We start from the raw sequence: 20,981 nt of genomic DNA, 5'->3' as shown, positions 1-20,981 counted from the left end.
AATATATCATTTATAATTGATCTTTAAATAATACGACCTTGAATAAAGAATAGATTAAGTCTGTTATATCACTATATAACAGATAATAAATTTGAAATCAAACTATTATTCCAAAAAGAATTCTCGGACATACACTTATAGATAGAAACTATTAAATATATTCATCAACATTGTGTAACCAGTATAGTTACTTATACATATGAGTGTCAATTGAAATAACCTTACACTTTTGTAAGATAACCACCTTAATAGTAAATCAAGTAATTATTTAACAATATAAAATGATAAAAATAAGCACATCTTGTAAAAAAACAGATGTGCTTATTTTTTAATTTCTATGCATTTTTACGTTTTAAGAAAATCACTCCACCTAAAATTAACAGTAATGCACCTACAGCCATAGAGATCCAACTTGTAAGGTTCGTACCTGTTTGCGGTAACCAACCAATTTTAGATCCGATTTCTTTCTTAGGTTGTAGTTGTTCTTTTACTTGCTCTTTTGGTTGCTCTGATGTTGGAGTATTTTTATCCGGATTCGGCTGTTCTGGTTTAGGTTGTTCCGGTTTTACCTCTTTGAATTTCACTGTTTGTCCCTTATCTTCAAATTCAGCGTGAATAGCTACTAAGATATTATCTTGATACAGTTCTTCAAATACTACTACTTCTTTACCTTGTAATGCAGAAGCATTACATGTGAAATCTAATGTGATAGAACCATTTTTTTCTTTCGCAGTAAACTTAGATTCTGCTGTTACTTCTTTACCATCAACTAATAATGGTTTACTTGTTGCTTTATCCATTAGTTTACCTTTTACAACGTACTCTTTGCCCGCGATTAAGTCTTTGTATTCCACTTTATCTTGGATTGTTACAGATTTAGAAGCGTCTAACTCTTTAGAACCATCAGCTTTGTTTGTAGCTGTCGTTTTAATAGAAGGTTCTACAAATCGAACTGTTTGACCTACATCGTTAATGTCAGCGTGAGTTGCAATTACTTGCCCTTCATGTAATAAGTCTTCAAACACTACCACTTCTCTTCCTTGCTGTTCAGCACCAACGAACGTAAAGTCTAATGTTACAAAACCGTTCTTTTCTTTTGCAATAAACTTAGTCTCAGCTGTTACTTCTTTACCATCAATTAATAATGGTTTGTTAATAGCTTTGTTCATTAGCTTACCTTTTAAAGTGTACTCTTTACCTACAACTAAGTTAGTATACTCTACTTTATCTTGAATAGTGATAGAATCCTTTGAATGAATCTCTTTTCCACCATCAGCTTTGTTTGTAGCAGTTGTTTTTACTGATGGCTTAACGAACTTAACTGTTTGACCTTTATCATTGATATCAGCATGTGTAGTAACAACTTTTCCATCTTTCAGTAACTCTTCGAATACTACTACTTCTTTTTCTTCTAAACCAGTTGCATCAAATGTAAAGTCTAATGTAATAGAACCATTTGCTACTTTTGGTGTAAACTTCGTTTCAGCTGTTACTTCCTTACCATTTACAACTAAAGATTTATTCGTTTCTTTATCCATTAATTTACCTTTTAAAGTGTACTCTTTACCTACTTGTAGGTCTTTGTATTCCACTTTATCTTGAATTGTTACAGACTTAGACTTGTGCATTTCTTTTGTGCCATCTGTTTTATCAGTAGCTGTTGTTTTTATTGAAGGAATCTTTTCATCTTTGACAATATGTTTAATGATTTGACCATTCTCTTTGATCTCAAAAGAGAATGTTTCTTCATTCAATACATAGCCTTTTGGTGCAACAGTTTCTTTATATGTGTATTTTCCAAATGGTAACTTTTCAAATTTAGCGATACCTTTATCGTCTGTTTTTCCTTTCACTACTTCTTTTCCTGCTTCGTTATAAATAGTGAATTCTGCATTTGGAAGCTTGTTATTTCCATCAGCTACATCTACCTTTGTAATTTCAAGATTACCTTTGATAAGATGATTAACTGCCAATAACTCAATAATTTTCCCATGTTCCTTTATTTCGAACACAATTTGTTCTTTAACAAGAACGTAACCGTTTGGAGAAACCTTTTCTACAAATGAATACTTTCCATACGCTAAATCTTTAACGTTAATCTCGCCATTTTTATCTGTCTTATATTCACCAATAACTTTTCCGCTTGCATCTTTTAGCTCGAATACTGCACCTTCTAATTTTTTACTAATATCTTCATTATCTACTTTTAGTAATTTCACACTACCTTTTACTTCTGTATTTTCTACTGTAAAAGTAAGTGTTTTATTGTGCTCTTTAATTTCAAAAGGATACTTTGTTTTATTTCCGATATATCCATTAGGTGTTTTTGTCTCTAAGAAATAATACTTTCCATACGTAAGACCTTCAACATTTGCAATTCCATTTTCTTTAGTTACTACTTGTTTCACTTCTTTTCCATCTTCAGTGAAGACGGTGAATTCAACATTAGGTAAAACCATTCCTGAATCACTAAGTTTTTTAATTTTGATGTTACCTTTTACTTTGTTATTTACTACTTGAACAGCTCCTGTTTCACCTGTCTTAACTTCAATAGTTTGTGATTTATCACCTGAAACATAGCCTATTGGTGCTTTAATTTCTTTTACTGTATATGTGCCAATTTGTAGGTTATTTAATTCTGCAGTACCATCAGCACCAGTCGTAATTTTTCCAACTGATCCATTATTTGCATTAAAGACTTCAAATACTGCGCCAGCTAAAACTTCTCCATTTTCTCCAACCTTTTTAATTTTTAAAGAACCGGCTGCTTCCCAATTTACTGCAAGATCACTACTAAGCTTTTCTTCATTTCTTTCTAATAGTACTGTAGCATTCTGAACAGTATCCGTACCTCGGTAAGCAATCGCTTGAACTTTAGTTAAGTTAGCAGCAACACTTAGATTAAATTCACCTGTTTTTGTATCTTTAGGAATTTGGATACGGAATTTTTCTCCAACTGAAAGCTGATCTTTCACTTCTCCATTTTCACTAACAATTTTAACTCCATTAGGTGCATTTTTCGCTACTACCTTATACGAACCACTCTTAGCATTTGTTTGTACTGTATATAGATTTGTTTCGAAGAATTCACCCTTTAATTCTGCTTTTTGCTTTTCAGCAGGAATCACATTCATAAAAACATCTTGAGTCTCTTCACTATTATTAGCATTACTAATAATAGCCTTAACTGCTTTTTCAACATTTTTATTCTCATGTTTTAATTCATTTACATCAAGTTGACCTAATGCATTCCAAACCGCAAGCTGCGTTGCATAATGCGCCTCATTTTTATTAGCTACTCCCAGCTGTTCAGCACTTTTTTGTGGGAAACCATTTAATAAGACTCTATATACTACATTATCTGTTTTCCCGATTTCAGGAAGATCTTCACCATTTGGTGATTTTAATCCAAGAGTTAAGCAATAAGCAATTTGACCACTTGAATTTTTAATAATTTCAGTGCGAATGTACTTACCTAGACTATTACTATAACTCCAGTCCATTGAATATTTCTCATGCGTCATAACCTCTGCACTAGCCCTAGGTAAAAATACATTAAGGAATAATGCCAGTACTGATAATAATGTAAAAACTCTTATAATGACTCTCTTACCCAATTTTGTAACCTCCCTAGAATAAATTAATCCGAGTATATATCGCAATATCTAAAACATTCACGATCGACCCGGTTATCATTATAAAACAATAAATTATAAATATTAAACAATTTTGATTAAATAGTCAAAAAATTTACACATTTTATTATTTATCAAGTTTTTTAACGAATTTACTATATACAAATTCTAAAACACACCTACGATTTAAAAAACAAATATGTATGTTAAATATGTAAATAGTAGTTCTTTTGTTCAAGTTATTAATCTTCTATCTTATCTAACCTGTACTGTAAGAGAATCAACCCAATTGCTTTTACCTAATAAATAAAAAAAGGCATCAAAAGTTTCACTTTGTAATCATATATTTTGGCATATTTAATTATCTTTAAAGATCCCTCTATTTAAATTACTAGTTTACTTCTTTCCATTCTATTTATAAATATGTACAATTTGTTCAACAAAAAAAGTTCCCTATTGTATATTAGGAAACTTTTTACGTATTATGAACCTAAAAACCTAAAATCCCTATAATCTGGCGGGCCTTAGCATTATTAATATAATAATGCATCTCTAATCCTCTTCTTTCTGCACGGAGTACGGTTCCCCTTAATTTTGATAGATGTTGTGAAACAGTGGATTGCGGGAGTCTTAATATTTCCGTTAACTGTGTAACATTACACATTTTATGGTGCATTAATTCATTTACAATTTGTAATCGAACAGGATGTGCCATTACCTTTAATACATCTACATCTTCTTCACTGATTTTAACTCGATTTCTATTAGATAGTAATGTTGTCATTTCGCATTCTCCTTTATTATTTATTTCTATTTTCCTATTATCCTTATAAGTAGTACTTATAGATGATTACCATTTGTCCTGTTGAGAAAATATATTCTCTTTCTTAAATAAAAAAAGACCCCTATCCTGAAAACAGTAATTACCGCTTCAATGAATTAATGTCCTTTAATTTTTAGCCAAACTATATTTTATTTTGAAAAGATTATTTCATAGTCTATTACAGGACTTAGAGCGAGGTTTAACATACTTTGTTACGCGAAAGTAATAATTTTGTCCCTTGTTTAAAGACAAATTAAAATTCTGGTTTCCCTTTCTCGTATTGCAAAATCTATAAGCAATCTTCCTTCATGTCTCCTTATACAACATATACTATTTATTTCTCAACACAAATAAACGATATTAAATTCCCAATAATGGTAACTTCAACTGTTAACTATCATTTCTTTTAACTTTCTCCATCTAAAAATAGCCTTTTCATTTCATTTTCTTGTTACCCCGAATAATATGTACCCCTCTTTTAATCTATTAATTCCTTATTACGGCCCTTCCATTTAGATATAAGGAGGACTTCTTATTCAAAGAATACATTATGCAAAATTGCATTTGATAATCATTTTCAATGTAACTACAATGATTACAGGATTACTATTAATCCAAATATTCTACGTGGAGGTTTTATTATGTTTAAAAAAATTATTGTATCTTCTATGGCACTTACTATGTTCGGTGGCGCTGCAACTATGCTAGAGGCACCTACTGCTCAAGCAGCTTCTTATAATTCAACATCATCCTCTTACTTTGATGTTACTCCTGAAGAGGCCGCGGCTTTCTATCAATCTCAAGACTATAAAAAATTAAAAGTATTTATGGATGACTTTGAAGCTAGAAATCCTTATACTCCTGGTGGAGGCTACGCTCAAGGCAGTGTACGTATGCAAAAGTTCAACGATGCTCTTAGAGATGCTAAATTAACAAATGTATACCAAGAATTTATTAGAATTTCATACTACAATCATTATCCAGAACCAAAATAATAACAACGGATAAAGTGAAACTTTAATCAGCCCGATCCCCACCTAACTTCTTTGCTTCCGCTGAATTTTGAGGTGGGGGTCTTACTGCCAGTTAATGCGGGATTAAATGTTTATTATTTCTATCACTTAGCCTAATTTTAAATGTATAACCTAAAAATAATTACTAGAAACCACTCATATTAGGGTGGTTTTTCTATTTTCCCATATAATGTAGATGAATGTTAAATCAACTTTATTTTGATATCTTTTATAATAGACATTCTCTCGTTGATACAAACTAGTAGATTAGCGATGGAAATATCAAAATGTATTTATAAGTTCGTTGGAAGTAATTGTTTTCTGTTTAATAGCAAAAAACGAGCACCCTCTCACAATTAGATAAGGTGCCCGTTTTTTATCGGTAATTCTCAATTCAATATAGTTTCTTTCCAGTAAGTAAAGATTAAATCAACTTAAAAACAAAGCAGTTTAAATTTAATTCATAGATCTTACTGAAACTTGGAATTGTCCCTTAGAACCATCATCATTTGAAACGTAAATTTTATATGTTCCAATCGGTAATGGAGATAAAGCATTTTGTACATTTGTAACATTAATTTGTTGTTCTCCAGGTTTTATATACCCACCAACGATTAGTTCTGTATTTGGTCCCTTTACACTATATCCCATTGTATTTTGACCATTATTTTTCATAAAGAAGCTTAAATCGGTACTCCCATTATATACAAAAGAAGTTACAGCCTCGCCACTATAATCCATTGTTTGAGTTAATAATAAGTCTGCAGAAACATGTTCAGCTTTATGAATTGTATCATTTGTTTTGTGTACTTCTTCAGCATAAGCATTATTCCCTAACACACCAAGTGTTAATGCTGAAATTACTCCACAACTAAGCACTAGTTTATTTAACTTCATTTTAAGTTCCCCCTTGATGTTTGTATTCTATTACCATCATACATCCTTTTTTTAGTGTGTTTTTATGTAATAATTCATATCTATAAACCTATATATCCTAACATTGCACCTTAATGATTATTAAGAAATACACATAGATAAAGCTACAATATTACGCTTCATAAAAAAGATCATGTAAATTTCAAAGTCTTTTTCTAACAAAATTTTATACGATTAAGTACCAAAACACTCAAATAAATAGCGTTTCTATTTCAGATAAAATGTACTAATAAAATTTTTCTAAAATTTCACTTTGTAATTTGATATATTCCATGTTAATATAACGAAAGCTACAAAACAGAAGTCACCACACATATCATATTCACACTTAAAAAAACCTTATTTTATCAGTAACTCAATCCCAATGTTATCTATACAGAAGTTAGTTTATAATTTCATATGTACATAAATTTAAATAGATTTTTTATCTATTATTTTTTCTATTTTCCTTATCAATTTTAATACGAGTAATATAACAGCACTTTTCAAGTACCCTTCCTTTTTTAGATAAAAAGTCTACTAATACTTAAACATCTAAGTCCAACTCATATATAATCCTACTTACAAACTATCGGAGATGCAAAACTATGGGAATTTCTACTCTTTTATTAAATACCTTTATTATAATAATTTGTATCCTTAGCTATCACGTATTTTGGCTAGAGTTTAAAGAAAAAATAACATGTGATAATATGTTATTTTCTATCCTTTCCTCCATTGCTATTATTTTTTGTATGACTTTTCCTTTTCATTTACATGCGGGATTTATTTATGATTTACGTTTTATTCCTATCATATTAGTTTTTCTATATGGAAATACAAAAAACATTGTTTTTATAGGAATTTTATATCTTTCTTATCGATTTTACTTAGGCGGAAATGGCGTTCTTCCATCATTTATTATCTTCACTATTATTTTTGGTATAACAATGCTCTTTCGTTACTTCTTACCTATATATGTTAAAGAAAAAAAGATATTATTAAGCTTGCTTCTTATTTTAGTATGTACAACTTCACTTTCTATTTGCGGTATTGTAACTCAAATTAATACAGGTGGTAAAATAGACTCTACTCTCGTAGAATTTTTATTAAATTATATAATCATTAATATTTTCACAGTATTATTATCCGTTTATTTAATAGAGGGAATGATTGAGAAACATAAAATGAAAGAAAAACTGCAACGTGCTGAAAAATTTTATATAGCTAGCGAACTAGCAGCGTCAATTGCACACGAAATCCACAATCCACTAACCACGGTACATGGATTCACTCAATTATTAAATGAAAAACATGCCTCTAAGTTATCTCAGGATCAGTACTTAGAAATCATGTTAATTGAAATGCAGCACATACAATCTACTATTAATAACTATTTATCTTTAACAAAACCACAGAACACCCTAAAAGAGAAAATAGATATTAATCACATTTTAAATCAGGTGAAAGATACTATTTCACCACTCGCTCTATCATACAAAGTTGAAATCAAACAAAATAGTACAGATTCCTTTTATATAAATGGAGACCCTGAAAAATTCAGACTCTGTCTAAACAACATCATACAAAACGGAATTGAGGCTATGAAAAATGGTGGATTATTACAAATAAATATTAAAAAAATAAAAAGAAATATCATAATTGATATTATTGATTCAGGAGTTGGGATGTCATCTCAACAAATAAAACGAATTGCTTTGCCATTCTATTCAACAACAGAAAAAGGGACTGGGCTTGGTACTATGATTGCTTATAGTATTATTAAAGAATTAAACGGAGATATAGAGATAGAGAGTGAATTAGGGAAAGGAACACGCTTTTCTATTAGTATCCCTTGCTAATGCGATAAAAATTTTCTGTTTATTTTATTAGATACATGAATTTCAAAAATCCCGCTAGCTTACTTATTAATTACCTTAAATTCATGTGTGTTAATTAAAAATAATAAGGATCAGAGCTTATCTATTGTTACAGATAAACTCTGATCCTTTAGTTAAATTAAACGCACTTAATATTTATAATTTTTCTTACATCGTGATGAAATAATAGTTTATCGATTTTATCTCTTTTACTGATTAGATTTGTTTAATGTAAATATAAATTAGTTATTATCATTACGGACATTGCCTGCAGTTGTTTTTTCGTTAAAGTACAGACCTTTTGCCATTCATTGAAAAAGACAACTCCCCTTTTACTACTTCACTTCCACCGTATAATTCCCTGTTCCCCCGCCATACTGATACACGTGTAAATAATACTTCCCTGGATACGTATAGTAACTACCTACTAGTTTATTCCCTTGTTGCTGAGCATACGTAACATAATTATTTAAATCTGCTTCAGAATAAAGTACCCAGTTCATTCCGATATTATTTTCATTCGTTACGTTAATTTGAAGGTTTTTAGCAGTTTCCACATTAATTTCAAAGAAATCACTTGTATCGCCGTTTCCTAAACTAGCACGTAAAACTTGATTTAACTGCAGTTTGTTTGCTGTTTGGAATGAGTTATTCGGCTCTTTTTCTGCACTGTTATCTTCTTTCTTTTGGACAGTTACAGTCGCTGTAGCAGTATTAGTTGCTCCTTTATCGTCTGTTACTGTTAATTTCGCCGTATACGCTCCTTCTTTTGTATATACGTGAGTTGGATTTTGTTCATTACTTACTGCTCCATCACCAAACTCCCATTTATACGAAGTGATTTTCCCGTCTTCATCTTTTGATCCGTCGCTTTTAAATGAAATTGCTTCATTTACATTCCCACTATACGGACCGTTTATAACCGCAACTGGTGCTTTATTCTCTGCACCTTCTTCCGTATTAATGCCGTGGAACACAACATCATATTCAAATTGTCCTGATGCATTCACGCGATAATTTACGAAGTATGCTGTTACCGTTTTATAGCCTGTCCATTCTTTTGCACTTAAACGTTTTAACGTATCATTAACGTTTTGTGTAATTGTTTTCCAGTCTTCATATTCTCCTTTTGCTGCAGTTCCTGTATATGTTCCTTGTAATGTAAATGTGTTAAAGAACTGTGATTTATTTTTCTTCACTGATACATTTTTCAATTTTGCTTCCGCCATTATTTCTGCCGCAATATCTGAAACTGGTTTCGGTGCATGAGTTGCTAAATAATCGTCTGATACTAATGGCACGTTATATTTCTCACGATTATCAACTAACATTTGCATATAGTCTTGATATTCTTTATTTAAATTCGCATCTTTACTTAATGCAGAGCGATATGCATCATATGCTGTTACATCATTTTTCCTAATAAGGTCATGTATTTTATCAAACATATCATACCTCTTATTGTACATATACGATTGTAAAGCAAAGGAATAATTATAGAAATCCCACGTTCCATACTTTGCATTTAACGTTCGCTCTGCCGTGTAACGCTCTGCTGGATTTGAAGATAATCCCCCTATAATGCTCTTTCTTGGTACAACATTATCCGTTCTCGTTGCCCCTGCAAAAAATTCAGCATTTCCTTCTTCAAACCAAGATAATCTTTCATTTTCATATATTTTTCCTTGTCCCCAAAGTCCTGGTACTTCATATCTACCTTGTAAATAATGCGTGAACTCGTGTCGGAATAACTCTTCTAAGCTATAAATACTTTCTTGTGGCGTTCGTTCATAAGTAAAAAACGTGCCTGTTCCTTCTATATAAAGACCGCCGTTATTCGTTTCATACCCGTACAATTGACGGTTAAATTGATATTCAGCTGGACTATTATAAATAACCATCGTTAATACATCATCAGGATTCCCTTTTTCTAAGGGCTGATCACTTTCAACCGTACGATGGAATTGTGCCTTTACTTCTTTTGCCGCCCAATATAAACGTTTTACTTTTTCTTCTGTCACTTTATCTCCAGTTTTCAAAACAATGGCCCCATCATCAAACGTATACGTTTTTGGCAAATATTTTTTCTTTCCATCTTCTCTTATTTGATCTAAATTCACCACTTTACCATTTGCATCTTTTCCGCCATAATTCGTTGCGATTTGCTCAGCTGCTACGAAATATTGCTCACCTAAATACGGATAGATCTTCATCGCATCTGTTACAACTTGTAATCCTTTCGTTCCTGTACTATGGAACGTACCGAGTCTACCTGTATAATAAATGCCATTATTAATAAGCCACCCGTTTTTTGCTGTAATCGTTCCCATTAATGCAAAACGACTTAGTTCATTAATATAACTATCTATTTTCTGATACCATACTGTATCTTTCGGTGCTTTCCTCGTATCATACAAATACGATTGAATGTCGTAATCAACACCTTGCATAATATCGTAAATAGCATTTCCAGCTGAAAGATTATCTACTAATGTAGAAAAATCGTCATTATATTGTTTAAAAATCTTTGCAGCCGATGTTATCGTTTCCACATCACTCGAAGCGTTTCCTATTAACTTTCCGTATGACGATACCACTCTATTTTGCTCTAATGTACCCAGCTTGAAATTTGAATTGTTAGCTATCGCTTTTAATGCAGGTAAGCATTTATCATGATAACTCCGTTCATTTAATTTACTAAGTTCCGAATTATAAAATCCTAAATAAAATCCTGAACGTAATACCTCTACTAATGTCTCAATCCCTTTTGAATCATCCTTCGTATAGGCTTGTCCTTGCTGCTTCAATTTATCAATAATCGCCTGCACCCTACTATCATTTTGATAGAATGCTAGACTGTCTGTATTAAACTGAAATAGCCCAGTAATTTGCTCCCAATCAATTGTTACAAGTAAATCTACTAACTGCTGATTGCTTAATTGATTTAATTCAGCAATTGTATAAGTTTTCGCTACAGCTAATTGCTTACTTTCCTTTTTCACCTCAGGCGGTCTTTGTGATAAATCAGCAAATTGTAGCCTTTTCTCAAAAGACTTGCTCTCGAGCAATTTCGATGAATGAGCTAATTCTTGCACTGGTAGTTGTACACCGACTGGCTCCATTTTGAGCACATTTCGATAAGAAACTTGCTCTCCCTTAGTATCTTCTGCCAAACTTACCCCTTGAAAACTCCCTAACATTAAACTAGCAAAACTTACCCCTACTAACATTTTTTTTGAATAGCCTTTCATGCTCTCCCCTACCTTACATTTTTAGTGTCCCGCTCCATTATTTTACTATTTTCACTTTTTGTTCTGTATTGAGAAAAAAATAAGGTAACGTTCACACATGTATCCATTCCATGTAAAATTAACGCTTGACTTTCTGTGCATTTCATATCAAAAGAGAGATAGATAATAGCAAATTTCCCGCTACATCTATCTCTCTTTTTTCAAACTATGATTTTAACTTTATAAACGTAACTTCCGGTAATGCTTGCATATGCTGAATAAACTCATTCTTTTCTTCTGACGATATATTTTTCAGTTGTATTCCTACCTTATACACTATTTCTGTATCTTTCTGTAAAGCTTTCACCTCATATGAAAGGATTGGAATGCCTTTCACTTGTAGCGTTTCTAATATTTGTTGTACCGCTTCTTGTTTATTTATACACATTTGCACTGTTATATTTTGTGGAAATAAAAATTGCACCTTAAAAATACGACTTACAATTTCTAAACCAATTAAAACGAGAATCGTCGCTCCAATGCCCACTACATACATTCCTGCCCCAATTGCTAATCCTATTCCTGCCGTAGCCCACAAACCAGCCGCTGTCGTTAATCCTTTCACTGCCTGCTTTTGTATAATAATTGTACCTGCACCTAAAAAACCAACTCCACTAACAACTTGTGCTGCGATACGACTTGGGTCAAGAGACGTATGATCTTCAAACACAATATCTGAAAAAGCGTATTTCGAAACGACCATTATTAAAGCACTCCCTACCGCTACGAGGAAATGAGTCTTTAATCCAGCTTCTTTTGATCGAATTTCTCTTTCAATACCAATCATTGCTCCTAACAAGCCAGCAACACCGATTCGTATAATAAAATCAAAATCTACACTCACGGGCACTTCCTCCTTTCATTCATTATAGATAGATAAAACAAAAATTATCACAAACATTCATTTATCTATATGAAGGAATACCACTAAAATACACTTAATACTCCGACCGTTTTATGTTAATATTTTAAATATTAACATAAAATAAATAATTTCTAATTTTAAACCTCCACTAATTTTCTACAAAAAACAAAGGTGGATTACATGAAATTAGGTTGAGAAAGTTTAGAAAACGCTTTCATTTTGTATCTTAATTTTTTATAAAAACTACATAAATAAAGGAGATTACTAACAATGAACGTCTCGTTACTTACACCCACTACTGATTTGCAAGAAGAATACTTAGATTTCTATAACGAATGGAAAGATAGCGGTGAAACGATGATCCCGTGGGTTATCTCAAAAGATCCTGCCAACTTCCCATCTATGGTTCAAGAACTACTCGATGCGCATAACGGAATAAATATCCCTGAAACTTGGGTACCAGATTCTACATATTGGCTCGTTACAGATAATAATAGAGTTGTAGGAGCTGTGAATATACGTCATAGTTTAACCCATTATTTGTTTAATGCTGGCGGTCATATCGGTTATGGCATCCGTCCTTCTGAAAGAAGAAAAGGTTATGCTACGAAGTTACTAGCATTATCATTAGAGAAAACGAAGGAATTAAACATCATGAAAGCACTTGTCGTTTGCGACGCAGTGAATACCGCTTCTGAAAAAACGATATTACATAACGGTGGTCTTCGTGATGAGGACTTTACTGAGGAAGATGGAAATATTGTAAGAAGATATTGGATTGAGCTATGAATCACTCATTAAACGAAAGCAATCTCTTCTTAGAAAAATATAGAGATAATAATGCATTAGAAGTAAGAAAACTAATCGATTTATATAACGACGAATATTCTCCGCTTAACTTATTACGAAACAATAAAACAAAATATGCGTATGTTGCCTACTATAAAAAAGATGTAGTAGGCATCTTTTTCGCCTGGAACAGTAACTTCCATCCATACTGCACATACTTTCGAATATATACGAATCCTTTCTATTTAGACCTACACATTGAACAATACTTATTAGGCGACATTCAAAAACGAGAAAACTTCAAACTACCATTGCAAACCTCTATATGGGAAACATCAGCTCATTTAAAAGCCTATTATGAAGAACATGATTTTATGGAAATTCGAAGAACATTTATGCCGATATTAGACTTACAAAAAATAGTTCCTATCGATATAGTCCCTAATTCAAATTATCATTTACAAACTTTATCGAACATCGTATCCAATAATAATTTACTAGAAAAACTAGCCTACTTAGTAAAAGAAAATTACGAGCAAACCCATTTAGCAAATCCCGTTGCCTCATTCCCGCTACAAACTTGGAAAGAAATGATCTTAGCTGATGATATGTTACTAGATGGAAGCTTTCTAATTATAGGTGAAGAGAACGAAATTATTGGGTACTCTTTCCTCCATACATCAGAAAAAGATAATACGTTAGAACTAGGATGGTGCGGGACTCACACTACGGACAATTTATCCTTACTGAAACTGCTCGTTTTCAAACAAGCTATGTATGCAAAGAAATATGGTTACTCTTTCATTCAAGGTGAATTCGATTCAACGAGTATATATGCAATAGAAATATTAAAATCCTTTCCTTTTAACCCTTGTACTACTTGGATTACGTATCAAAAAGAAGTCGGAAAGTGATTATACACCTTCCGACTTCTTTTATACTGTTTCTATTTCAAACTGCACTGTAATACCACTAGGATCTACTACTGTAAATCCGTTTGTACTTTCGTTTACTTTATGTTGTTTTTCTATTAATCTTTCTTTCACTTCATCTAACGCTTCTTTGTGCGGTAATACAATCGTATATACCTTAAGTCCAGTTGCATGTGCTGGTGGATGCGGGTTATTTACTCCATTCCACGTATTTGCACCGATATGATGATGATAACCGCCCGCCGAGATAAATAAGCAATCATCTTCACGCTGTTGCACTTCAAAACCGACTGTTTCTACATAAAATTCGTGTGATTCCTCTACATCAGCTATTCGTAAATGTACGTGCCCAACGACAGTATTAGCAGGTAATCCATCAAACTCATAATTAACGAGCGTTGCTAGTTCTTTTAAATCAAGTGGCGTACTTCCTCCTGGTCCTTCTCCCCATTGATCGCGCGGACGATCCGCATAAATTTCTATACCATTTCCCTCTAAGTCTTGTAAATAAAACGCTTCGCTATACGTATGATCACTTGCACTATTAAACCTTGAAATTGGTAAAATTTCATTTGAATATGTATAACGTCCCTCTTGCTCAGCTGGGCTATCAATTACGTTCTTATTACGAATTACACCAAACAATGCCGAAGCAAAAGCCTCACGAGTCGGAACTAAAAAGGCCACATGATAAATACCAGTCGTACGCGGCTCTTGCAGTACCCCGTCCTCTAATTTTTCAAGAACAAGTAACGTGTTCTTTCCATCTTTTCCTGCTAAATATGCTTTATTCTCCTCTTGTTTAATTACTTCTAAGCCTACTACATTCTCATAAAAAGCAGTTTGACGCTCTAAATCTTTCACTTTAAATTCCACATGACCAATACGTGTTTTCGAATGAATTTGTACCATGAATAACTTCCTCTCCAGTTTCCTCTAGTTTTTTTATATAAGTTGATAGGAAATAGCCCTATGCAACGAATACCTCTAATTTTGTTTTTTTGTAGCATCAATTTTCAGCCATTTTTTTGATATTTCGCTTAATGTTCCATCTTGTTCTAATTCTTTTAACGCTTTATTTATATCTTCTAACTTTTCACTCTTTTTTGCAAATGGAAATGCAATCTCTCCCCATTCAAGTGGACCAAATCCAACTTTCACATTATCTAGTTTTGCCTTTGTTATTGTTGTTTCCACTTGAACTTTATCATTATAGTAGGCATCCACGCGTCCAAGCCCTACTTCATTTAATTCCGCTGTTGGATCTTCCGAGAACGTTTTAATTGTAAAAGCATTATTTTTATTTAAAGCTTTTAACTCTTGTTCTCCCGCTGTACCAAGCCCAACACCTACAGTCTTTCCTTTTAGATCTTCTAACGATTTAATTGCATTATTATCTTTCTTAATCGCGAAAACAGATCCTGAATACACATACGGGATTGAAAAATCATATTTCTTTTTTCTTTCCGAAGAAACGGATAATTCATTTGCAATGGTATCAATACGACCTGAATCTAATAAACCGAATAATCCTTCAAAATCAGAAACATTCCACTCCACTTTATATCCAGCCTTTTTAGCAGCTGCTTCAATAATCTCAGCGTCAAACCCTTTTACTTTCTCACCTTCTTTAAAAATAAATGGGCTACGCCCTGCAGAAGTTCCAACTTTCACTACTTTTTCATTTGTTTTTTCGCTTGCTTTATCCGAACCACAAGCTGATAAAGCCCCAACTGATACTGTCAATGCTAATGTTAGTAATAATGCTGTTTTCCTCATAACTCTTCCTCCTAAATAACGAAATGATTACCTTCTTCAGAAGCATTTAATTGTCGTAAAAATTTTTTCGTACGCTCATTTTTGGGGTTTTGAAAAATTTCTTCTGGCGTTCCCTGCTCTACAACAATGCCATCAGCCATAAATATAACGTGATCTGCCACCTCTTTCGCAAAATTCATTTCATGTGTAACAATAACCATCGTTATATGTTCCCTTGCCAAATCTTTAATAACTTGTAGTACTTCATTCACTAATTCTGGATCAAGTGCAGAAGTCGGTTCATCAAATAGTAATACAGCAGGATTTAAAGCCATTGCTCTAGCTATCCCGATTCTTTGCTGTTGTCCACCTGATAACATTGATGGATAAGAAGCCTCTTTATCAGCTAAACCTACTTGTTTTAATAGATTTCTTGCTATTTCCTGTGCTTCTTCTTCACTTTTTTTCTGTACAACCGTTAATGCTGTTGTAATATTTTGCAATGCTGTTTTATTTTTAAATAAATTATAGTTTTGAAAAACCATAGCTGTTTTTTGACGTAATTGTATGATTTCTTTTTTATAAAGTTTCTTCGTATGAATCTCTATATCTTCAATTCTAATACTGCCATCCTCAGGTTGTTCTAATAAGTTTAAGCACCTTAATAATGTCGATTTTCCCGAACCAGAAGGGCCAATAATGACTACTACTTCTCCTTTATCTACAGTAAGTGAAATGCCTTTTAATACTTCATTATGTTTGTAAGACTTATACAAATCTCTTATCTCAATCACAAATATCACCTCATTTCTGTTACAAATATGGTGCATCTAGTTTCTTTTCTAACTTTTTTTGCCCCCAGCTAATTACAATTGTAATCATCCAATACACCATCGCTACCGCCAAATAACTTTCCATATAACGATATGATTGTGCCGCTAGCATTTTCGCTTGCGCTAAAATTTCAGCCACCCCAAGTGCAAAAGATAACGAAGATTCTTTTAACAATCCGACAAAATTATTTCCAAGTGATGGTACAGCTACTCTAATTGCCTGCGGAAAAATAATCTGTCGCATCGCTTGGACTTTGGTCATTCCAACTGATAAACAAGCATCCATTTGTCCTGACTCCACAGCATTTAATGAACCCCTAATAATCTCTGACAAATACGCAGCATTATTTAAACTAAGACCAATTAAAGTTGCTTGCATCGCTGTAAGTACTGTAAAAGTCGGAAATATTTGTGGCAATCCGAAATACAACACAAACAATTGAACTAATAACGGTGTTCCTCTAAAGAAAGAGATATACACCCTTGCAATTGAGTATAAATATTTCGTTTTGTTTTTCGTTATGATTGCCAAGCCGATCCCTATAACGAAGGAAATAATCATTGAAACTACAGTAATCCCTAAAGTTATGTATACATATTTAAATAATTGCGGAAAACTTTCTAAAAAATACGTTACATCAAACTTCACTCTATCCCCCCTCTCTAAACAAAAAACTCTTCTTACGCATATAAGAAGAGTTAAATGTGAATCCATTTCTCCTCATCTTTCAAACGCCTATTGCGTTCGCTGGAGTTAGCACAGTACTTTTGTAGCCTGTTGCTGAGATTTCATCGGGCCAGTCCCTCCATCTCTCTTGATAAGAAAACTAATAAATTTTTCCATTTATTTAGTTATTATTATGAAGAATACACCTCATAATCAATAATGTCAATAAGAAAACTACGGATTAAATCCAATGCTTTTTTAGACTGTCTTACTCCTATTCATTATATCTTGAGGTGTAATATTGATTGCACAAAAAAAGCCCTTAATTCTATCAAACTTAGAAATAATGGCTTTTTTATAAAGGTATTATACTTATCTCATTTTATGTACTTCAGCAACTAGCTTTCCGCCCTGAATGCCCATATAAAGCTTCACAGGTGCATCATTCGTATTTTCAAATACTAAGTCTAAATATGGATATGCAATTGTAGCATCTCTTCCTTGTGGAACATAACCTACCGTTTTAGAATGTGTAGTTCTCTCCACCATTTTCAGACCAGCCTGATCTGCTGCATTGTATAAAGTTGAAGATGTTTGACAAACACCACCGCCATATCCATCTACTAATTTACCATCAACAATTTCTTTTCCTAATTGATATCCTTTATCTGGCGTTGTATCACCGATTAATGCATTAAAAGAGAAACGGTCTCCTTTCGCTAACACAACTCCATTTATACTCGCTGCTGACAAACGAATATTCTCAATACGGCCGCCTGTAGAACCACCTAAATTCGTTTCATATCTACCAATTACCGTACCACTTCCTTGCGCATCACCTAATGTTGCGACTGGTTTTTTCTCCACGATTGGCAACTGATACGTAGCATCCCACATACCCACATTCAACAATTTATCTACTAATTCTTTTTCCATTAATTCATAAGCAGGTTTTCCTTCTTGCCAACTTCCATCAGGTGCTAGACGTGAAGGAACCATCTTTTTGTCGACGCTTTTTCCAACCTCACCAACAACCTTTGTTACAGACTTTTTAAATTTCGCTTCATCTTCAAAATAGCCTAAACCAGATAAATCTAATTTTTTCACTTCAGTACCTGTACGGCCATCAACTAAACTAATAGTATCCTGTACTTCTGCTTTAGCCTCTACAGTGTGTCCACCAATATCACTTACCAATGCAACATCACTTACTTTTGCACCGCAACCACTCACTACAGCTACACATAACACCCCAACTAATATACCCTTTACTTTACGGAACAATATACTCTCTCCCTTTCCCCAACATCACTATTATGTATTTATTTCATTTTTATGTATGTTTTGTTACAATCATTTTACAATATGTTTATAAAATGTTACAAGTTATTTTTACTCTATATAAATTACTCTTTTCTGTTGCAAATGTCTATACATATTTACATAAAAGTTTGAGTTTGATAGAATTGTAACTTTTATGTAAACCCTCCCTTTTATCCAGTATATACCATCAAACAAAAGAAATACAAATCAAAAACACTCCTGTTATTTTTTATAAAGAGAACTCCCTTCAACTTAAATAGGTATTCGCCGTGCCACCGCTCCGCTTTTGCACATACATTATGATGAATTTAACCTATTTTAAAGAAATGGAGGATGTTATATATGTATCCCTACAATCCATACGATCCATATAATCAATATCCGTACCAACAGCCACAATATGACTTACAAGCACAATACCAATCTTATATAGATCAAGCAGAGCAAACGAATCCATATGACCAAAATAGACAGTTCCAACTTCCAATCTCTTTTCCTGGCACTGGAAATCGTCAATTAGAAAGACGCGTAAATGAGCTTGAACAAAGAGTACGTCAACTAGAAAATACGGTTGAGCGCCATACACGTAGACTAAACCGCTTAAACCAACGTTTACGCACAGTAGAAAACAGACTAAACATTCCATTCGCAGCATTAGAAGACGGATTTTAATCGAGAAAATAAAGTGAAACTGTAATCAGTAGGGGTTTTGTTCATCTCCACTGATTATCAGCCCTCACCAATCGGGCTTTTACGGGCAGTTAATCCCCCAACTAACTTCTTTGCTTTCTCTGAATTTTGAGGTGGGGGTCTTACTGCCCGGCAAATAGCGGGATAAAAATTATATGAAGGAAGGGGCTCCCCCTTCCTTATATAAATTGACGAAAGTTTTTTCCATCTCTATACTGATAAGAGTTAATGAAATGAAACAAGGTGATAAATATGGATTTTGAAATAAATTATCTGTCCTTTTATGTTGTACAAGTAGAAGGAAAAGGTGAAGCAGTTGATAAACGCTACAAACATTTTCAAACTTTAGATGCTGAAGAATATGAAGATAGCTCCCTAAAAGAATTTTTAAATGGCGAGTTATTAAAAATATCGAAGCGAAAAGTAGAACGTCATGCAAAAACAGAACAAGCTCCAACAAAAATTGGTCGATTTATTGTAGAAGAAGGGCACGAACTTGATTCAAACCCTCATTACAACCTTTTTAATCGCATTCGCTTTGCAGAAACAAAAGAAAACTTCAAAGATATGAGCGAACCTCTCGTTTATACATATCTTGATACAAGCGCTGTTCGTGGTGGTGTATTTTTAATCGCACAAGCAAAACTACGCAAATACTTTGATGATCCATTTGTATTCGTTATGAAATGTGACTTCGAACCGAAAGTTGCTTCTATTTCAGATGAATCTACTCTTATCCGTAACGTTGAAATGGCCATTACAACAAAAAACATGAAATCTATCCAGTACCCCTACATGCCTGAAGAAGGTATGGTGGAGCCTGGCGAACTAAAAATACACCAAGCATCACACGCCCGCTACTTTGAAGACTTCTTAAAATTCGTAGAGTACGAACGCTCTATGCCTGAAATTATGAAAACACAAGTAATGGACATGGTATACGACCAAATTGAAGATGTATTTGAAGAAGGTACGGAAGAACGCGAACAATTCGACCAAGCGATGGAAGTATGGGCTGCTAGTCCGAAGCGGGAAATTATGGAACAATTTTCAACTGAAGAAGTAATGGAAGCAACTGCTCAAATCGTCGAGCATGCTCCTGAAGTGGAATTAAAGCTAAAAGCAGATCATATCTCTGTGAAGGCTCTGCTTGCGGATTTCGGGGACCAAATACATATTGCTAAGGTAAATGACCGATATGTACTTATGATTGAAGCAGACACACTTACGTTTGAAAAAGGCTTCTCTCCTATTGAATTCCTAAAACCTGATGAGTTGCAAGATGTGATTGAGCGGATTGAGAATAAGCAACAGTATTCGTATGATCCGAGCGGTATTGAATAAATACTTCCATATAACTATTTATTACCGAGCGCTTTTAACAAGCGCTCTTTTATTTTGGTCATATTTGCGTGTCTATTCTGTAGTCACTAAAAGTACAGGATACTAAAGCACTTATTTTATACAATTTCACATTACTAGCCAAGCGAAAGTCTGACTATTTCCTTCTATAATGTACTTATGATTAAAGCTGATCACTTACGTTTGAGAAGAAGATTCTCAATTTT

16 protein-coding genes and 1 riboswitch are annotated in these 20,981 nt (G+C 33.2%); of the genes, 6 read left to right on the top strand and 10 right to left on the bottom strand.

Annotated elements, in window-relative coordinates:
• Positions 1–335: 335 nt before the first annotated feature.
• A complete protein-coding gene (locus tag COK05_RS01120; RefSeq protein ID WP_098611128.1) occupies positions 336–3,617 on the bottom strand; it encodes a VaFE repeat-containing surface-anchored protein in 3,282 nt (1,093 codons plus the stop codon).
• 508 nt (positions 3,618–4,125) lie between these two features.
• On the bottom strand, positions 4,126–4,419 hold the full coding sequence (locus tag COK05_RS01115) for an ArsR/SmtB family transcription factor (RefSeq protein WP_098611127.1): 294 nt from the start codon (positions 4,417–4,419) through the stop codon (positions 4,126–4,128).
• 680 nt (positions 4,420–5,099) lie between these two features.
• Between COK05_RS01115 and COK05_RS01110 the strand changes: the two genes are divergently transcribed.
• Positions 5,100–5,453, top strand: a complete 354-nt coding sequence (locus COK05_RS01110) for a hypothetical protein (RefSeq protein ID WP_098611126.1) — start codon at positions 5,100–5,102, stop codon at positions 5,451–5,453.
• A gap of 474 nt (positions 5,454–5,927) precedes the next feature.
• Here the strand turns inward: COK05_RS01110 and COK05_RS01105 are convergent, their stop codons facing one another.
• Positions 5,928–6,368, bottom strand: a complete 441-nt coding sequence (locus tag COK05_RS01105) for a hypothetical protein (protein WP_098611125.1) — start codon at positions 6,366–6,368, stop codon at positions 5,928–5,930.
• Positions 6,369–6,994: 626 nt separating this feature from the next.
• On the opposite strand from COK05_RS01105, the gene COK05_RS01100 reads away from it, so the two are divergent.
• On the top strand, positions 6,995–8,248 hold the full coding sequence (locus COK05_RS01100; protein ID WP_098611124.1) for a sensor histidine kinase: 1,254 nt from the start codon (positions 6,995–6,997) through the stop codon (positions 8,246–8,248).
• A gap of 353 nt (positions 8,249–8,601) precedes the next feature.
• On the opposite strand, the gene colA is transcribed toward COK05_RS01100, so the two are convergent.
• Both colA and COK05_RS01090 read right to left on the bottom strand, forming a co-directional pair.
• Positions 8,602–11,517 carry a collagenase ColA gene (gene colA, locus COK05_RS01095; protein WP_098611123.1) on the bottom strand — a complete coding sequence of 972 codons (2,916 nt, stop codon included), beginning with the start codon at positions 11,515–11,517 and terminating at the stop codon, positions 8,602–8,604.
• 205 nt (positions 11,518–11,722) lie between these two features.
• Positions 11,723–12,400, bottom strand: coding sequence for an MgtC/SapB family protein (locus tag COK05_RS01090; RefSeq protein WP_098611122.1), 678 nt, complete (start codon positions 12,398–12,400; stop codon positions 11,723–11,725).
• A gap of 291 nt (positions 12,401–12,691) precedes the next feature.
• Between COK05_RS01090 and COK05_RS01085 the strand changes: the two genes are divergently transcribed.
• Positions 12,692–13,210 carry a GNAT family N-acetyltransferase gene (locus COK05_RS01085; RefSeq protein ID WP_098611121.1) on the top strand — a complete coding sequence of 173 codons (519 nt, stop codon included), beginning with the start codon at positions 12,692–12,694 and terminating at the stop codon, positions 13,208–13,210.
• Complete coding sequence (locus COK05_RS01080) at positions 13,207–14,124, top strand: GNAT family acetyltransferase (RefSeq protein ID WP_098611120.1); 918 nt, start codon at positions 13,207–13,209, stop codon at positions 14,122–14,124. The genes COK05_RS01085 and COK05_RS01080 overlap by 4 nt, the downstream gene beginning before the upstream one ends.
• A gap of 21 nt (positions 14,125–14,145) precedes the next feature.
• Here COK05_RS01080 and COK05_RS01075 read toward each other — a convergent pair whose 3' ends face one another.
• The 5 genes from COK05_RS01075 to COK05_RS01055 form a co-directional block, all read right to left on the bottom strand.
• Positions 14,146–15,054: a VOC family protein gene (locus COK05_RS01075; protein ID WP_098611119.1), complete on the bottom strand. Its 909-nt coding sequence runs from the start codon at positions 15,052–15,054 to the stop codon at positions 14,146–14,148.
• 75 nt (positions 15,055–15,129) lie between these two features.
• Complete coding sequence (locus COK05_RS01070) at positions 15,130–15,921, bottom strand: amino acid ABC transporter substrate-binding protein (protein WP_098611118.1); 792 nt, start codon at positions 15,919–15,921, stop codon at positions 15,130–15,132.
• Positions 15,922–15,932: 11 nt separating this feature from the next.
• Positions 15,933–16,694 (bottom strand): amino acid ABC transporter ATP-binding protein, encoded by a 762-nt coding sequence (locus COK05_RS01065; RefSeq protein ID WP_176539399.1) that lies wholly within the window; start codon positions 16,692–16,694, stop codon positions 15,933–15,935.
• 19 nt (positions 16,695–16,713) lie between these two features.
• Positions 16,714–17,382: an amino acid ABC transporter permease gene (locus tag COK05_RS01060; protein WP_098611116.1), complete on the bottom strand. Its 669-nt coding sequence runs from the start codon at positions 17,380–17,382 to the stop codon at positions 16,714–16,716.
• Between the two features lie 69 nt (positions 17,383–17,451).
• Positions 17,452–17,558, bottom strand: a riboswitch (SAM riboswitch).
• 214 nt (positions 17,559–17,772) lie between these two features.
• On the bottom strand, positions 17,773–18,684 hold the full coding sequence (locus COK05_RS01055; protein WP_098611115.1) for a VanW family protein: 912 nt from the start codon (positions 18,682–18,684) through the stop codon (positions 17,773–17,775).
• A gap of 381 nt (positions 18,685–19,065) precedes the next feature.
• On the opposite strand from COK05_RS01055, the gene COK05_RS01050 reads away from it, so the two are divergent.
• Positions 19,066–19,395 (top strand): hypothetical protein, encoded by a 330-nt coding sequence (locus COK05_RS01050; protein ID WP_098611114.1) that lies wholly within the window; start codon positions 19,066–19,068, stop codon positions 19,393–19,395.
• A gap of 270 nt (positions 19,396–19,665) precedes the next feature.
• Positions 19,666–20,757: a DUF3900 domain-containing protein gene (locus COK05_RS01045; RefSeq protein WP_098611113.1), complete on the top strand. Its 1,092-nt coding sequence runs from the start codon at positions 19,666–19,668 to the stop codon at positions 20,755–20,757.
• Positions 20,758–20,981: the final 224 nt, after the last annotated feature.

It is taken from the genome of Bacillus cereus (assembly GCF_002567495.1).
Classification (GTDB): domain Bacteria; phylum Bacillota; class Bacilli; order Bacillales; family Bacillaceae_G; genus Bacillus_A; species Bacillus_A cereus_AQ.
This window is presented reverse-complemented; position numbering and strand designations above follow the sequence as displayed.

Coding starts and splice junctions, on each gene's coding strand:
- COK05_RS01110 (WP_098611126.1), top strand. CDS start 5,100: ATGTTTAAAAAAATTATTGTATCTTCTATGGCACTTACTATGTTCGGT.
- COK05_RS01105 (WP_098611125.1), bottom strand. CDS start 6,368: ATGAAGTTAAATAAACTAGTGCTTAGTTGTGGAGTAATTTCAGCATTA.
- COK05_RS01050 (WP_098611114.1), top strand. CDS start 19,066: ATGTATCCCTACAATCCATACGATCCATATAATCAATATCCGTACCAA.
- COK05_RS01070 (WP_098611118.1), bottom strand. CDS start 15,921: ATGAGGAAAACAGCATTATTACTAACATTAGCATTGACAGTATCAGTT.
- COK05_RS01100 (WP_098611124.1), top strand. CDS start 6,995: ATGGGAATTTCTACTCTTTTATTAAATACCTTTATTATAATAATTTGT.
- COK05_RS01045 (WP_098611113.1), top strand. CDS start 19,666: ATGGATTTTGAAATAAATTATCTGTCCTTTTATGTTGTACAAGTAGAA.
- COK05_RS01080 (WP_098611120.1), top strand. CDS start 13,207: ATGAATCACTCATTAAACGAAAGCAATCTCTTCTTAGAAAAATATAGA.
- COK05_RS01085 (WP_098611121.1), top strand. CDS start 12,692: ATGAACGTCTCGTTACTTACACCCACTACTGATTTGCAAGAAGAATAC.
- colA (WP_098611123.1), bottom strand. CDS start 11,517: ATGAAAGGCTATTCAAAAAAAATGTTAGTAGGGGTAAGTTTTGCTAGT.
- COK05_RS01115 (WP_098611127.1), bottom strand. CDS start 4,419: ATGACAACATTACTATCTAATAGAAATCGAGTTAAAATCAGTGAAGAA.
- COK05_RS01075 (WP_098611119.1), bottom strand. CDS start 15,054: ATGGTACAAATTCATTCGAAAACACGTATTGGTCATGTGGAATTTAAA.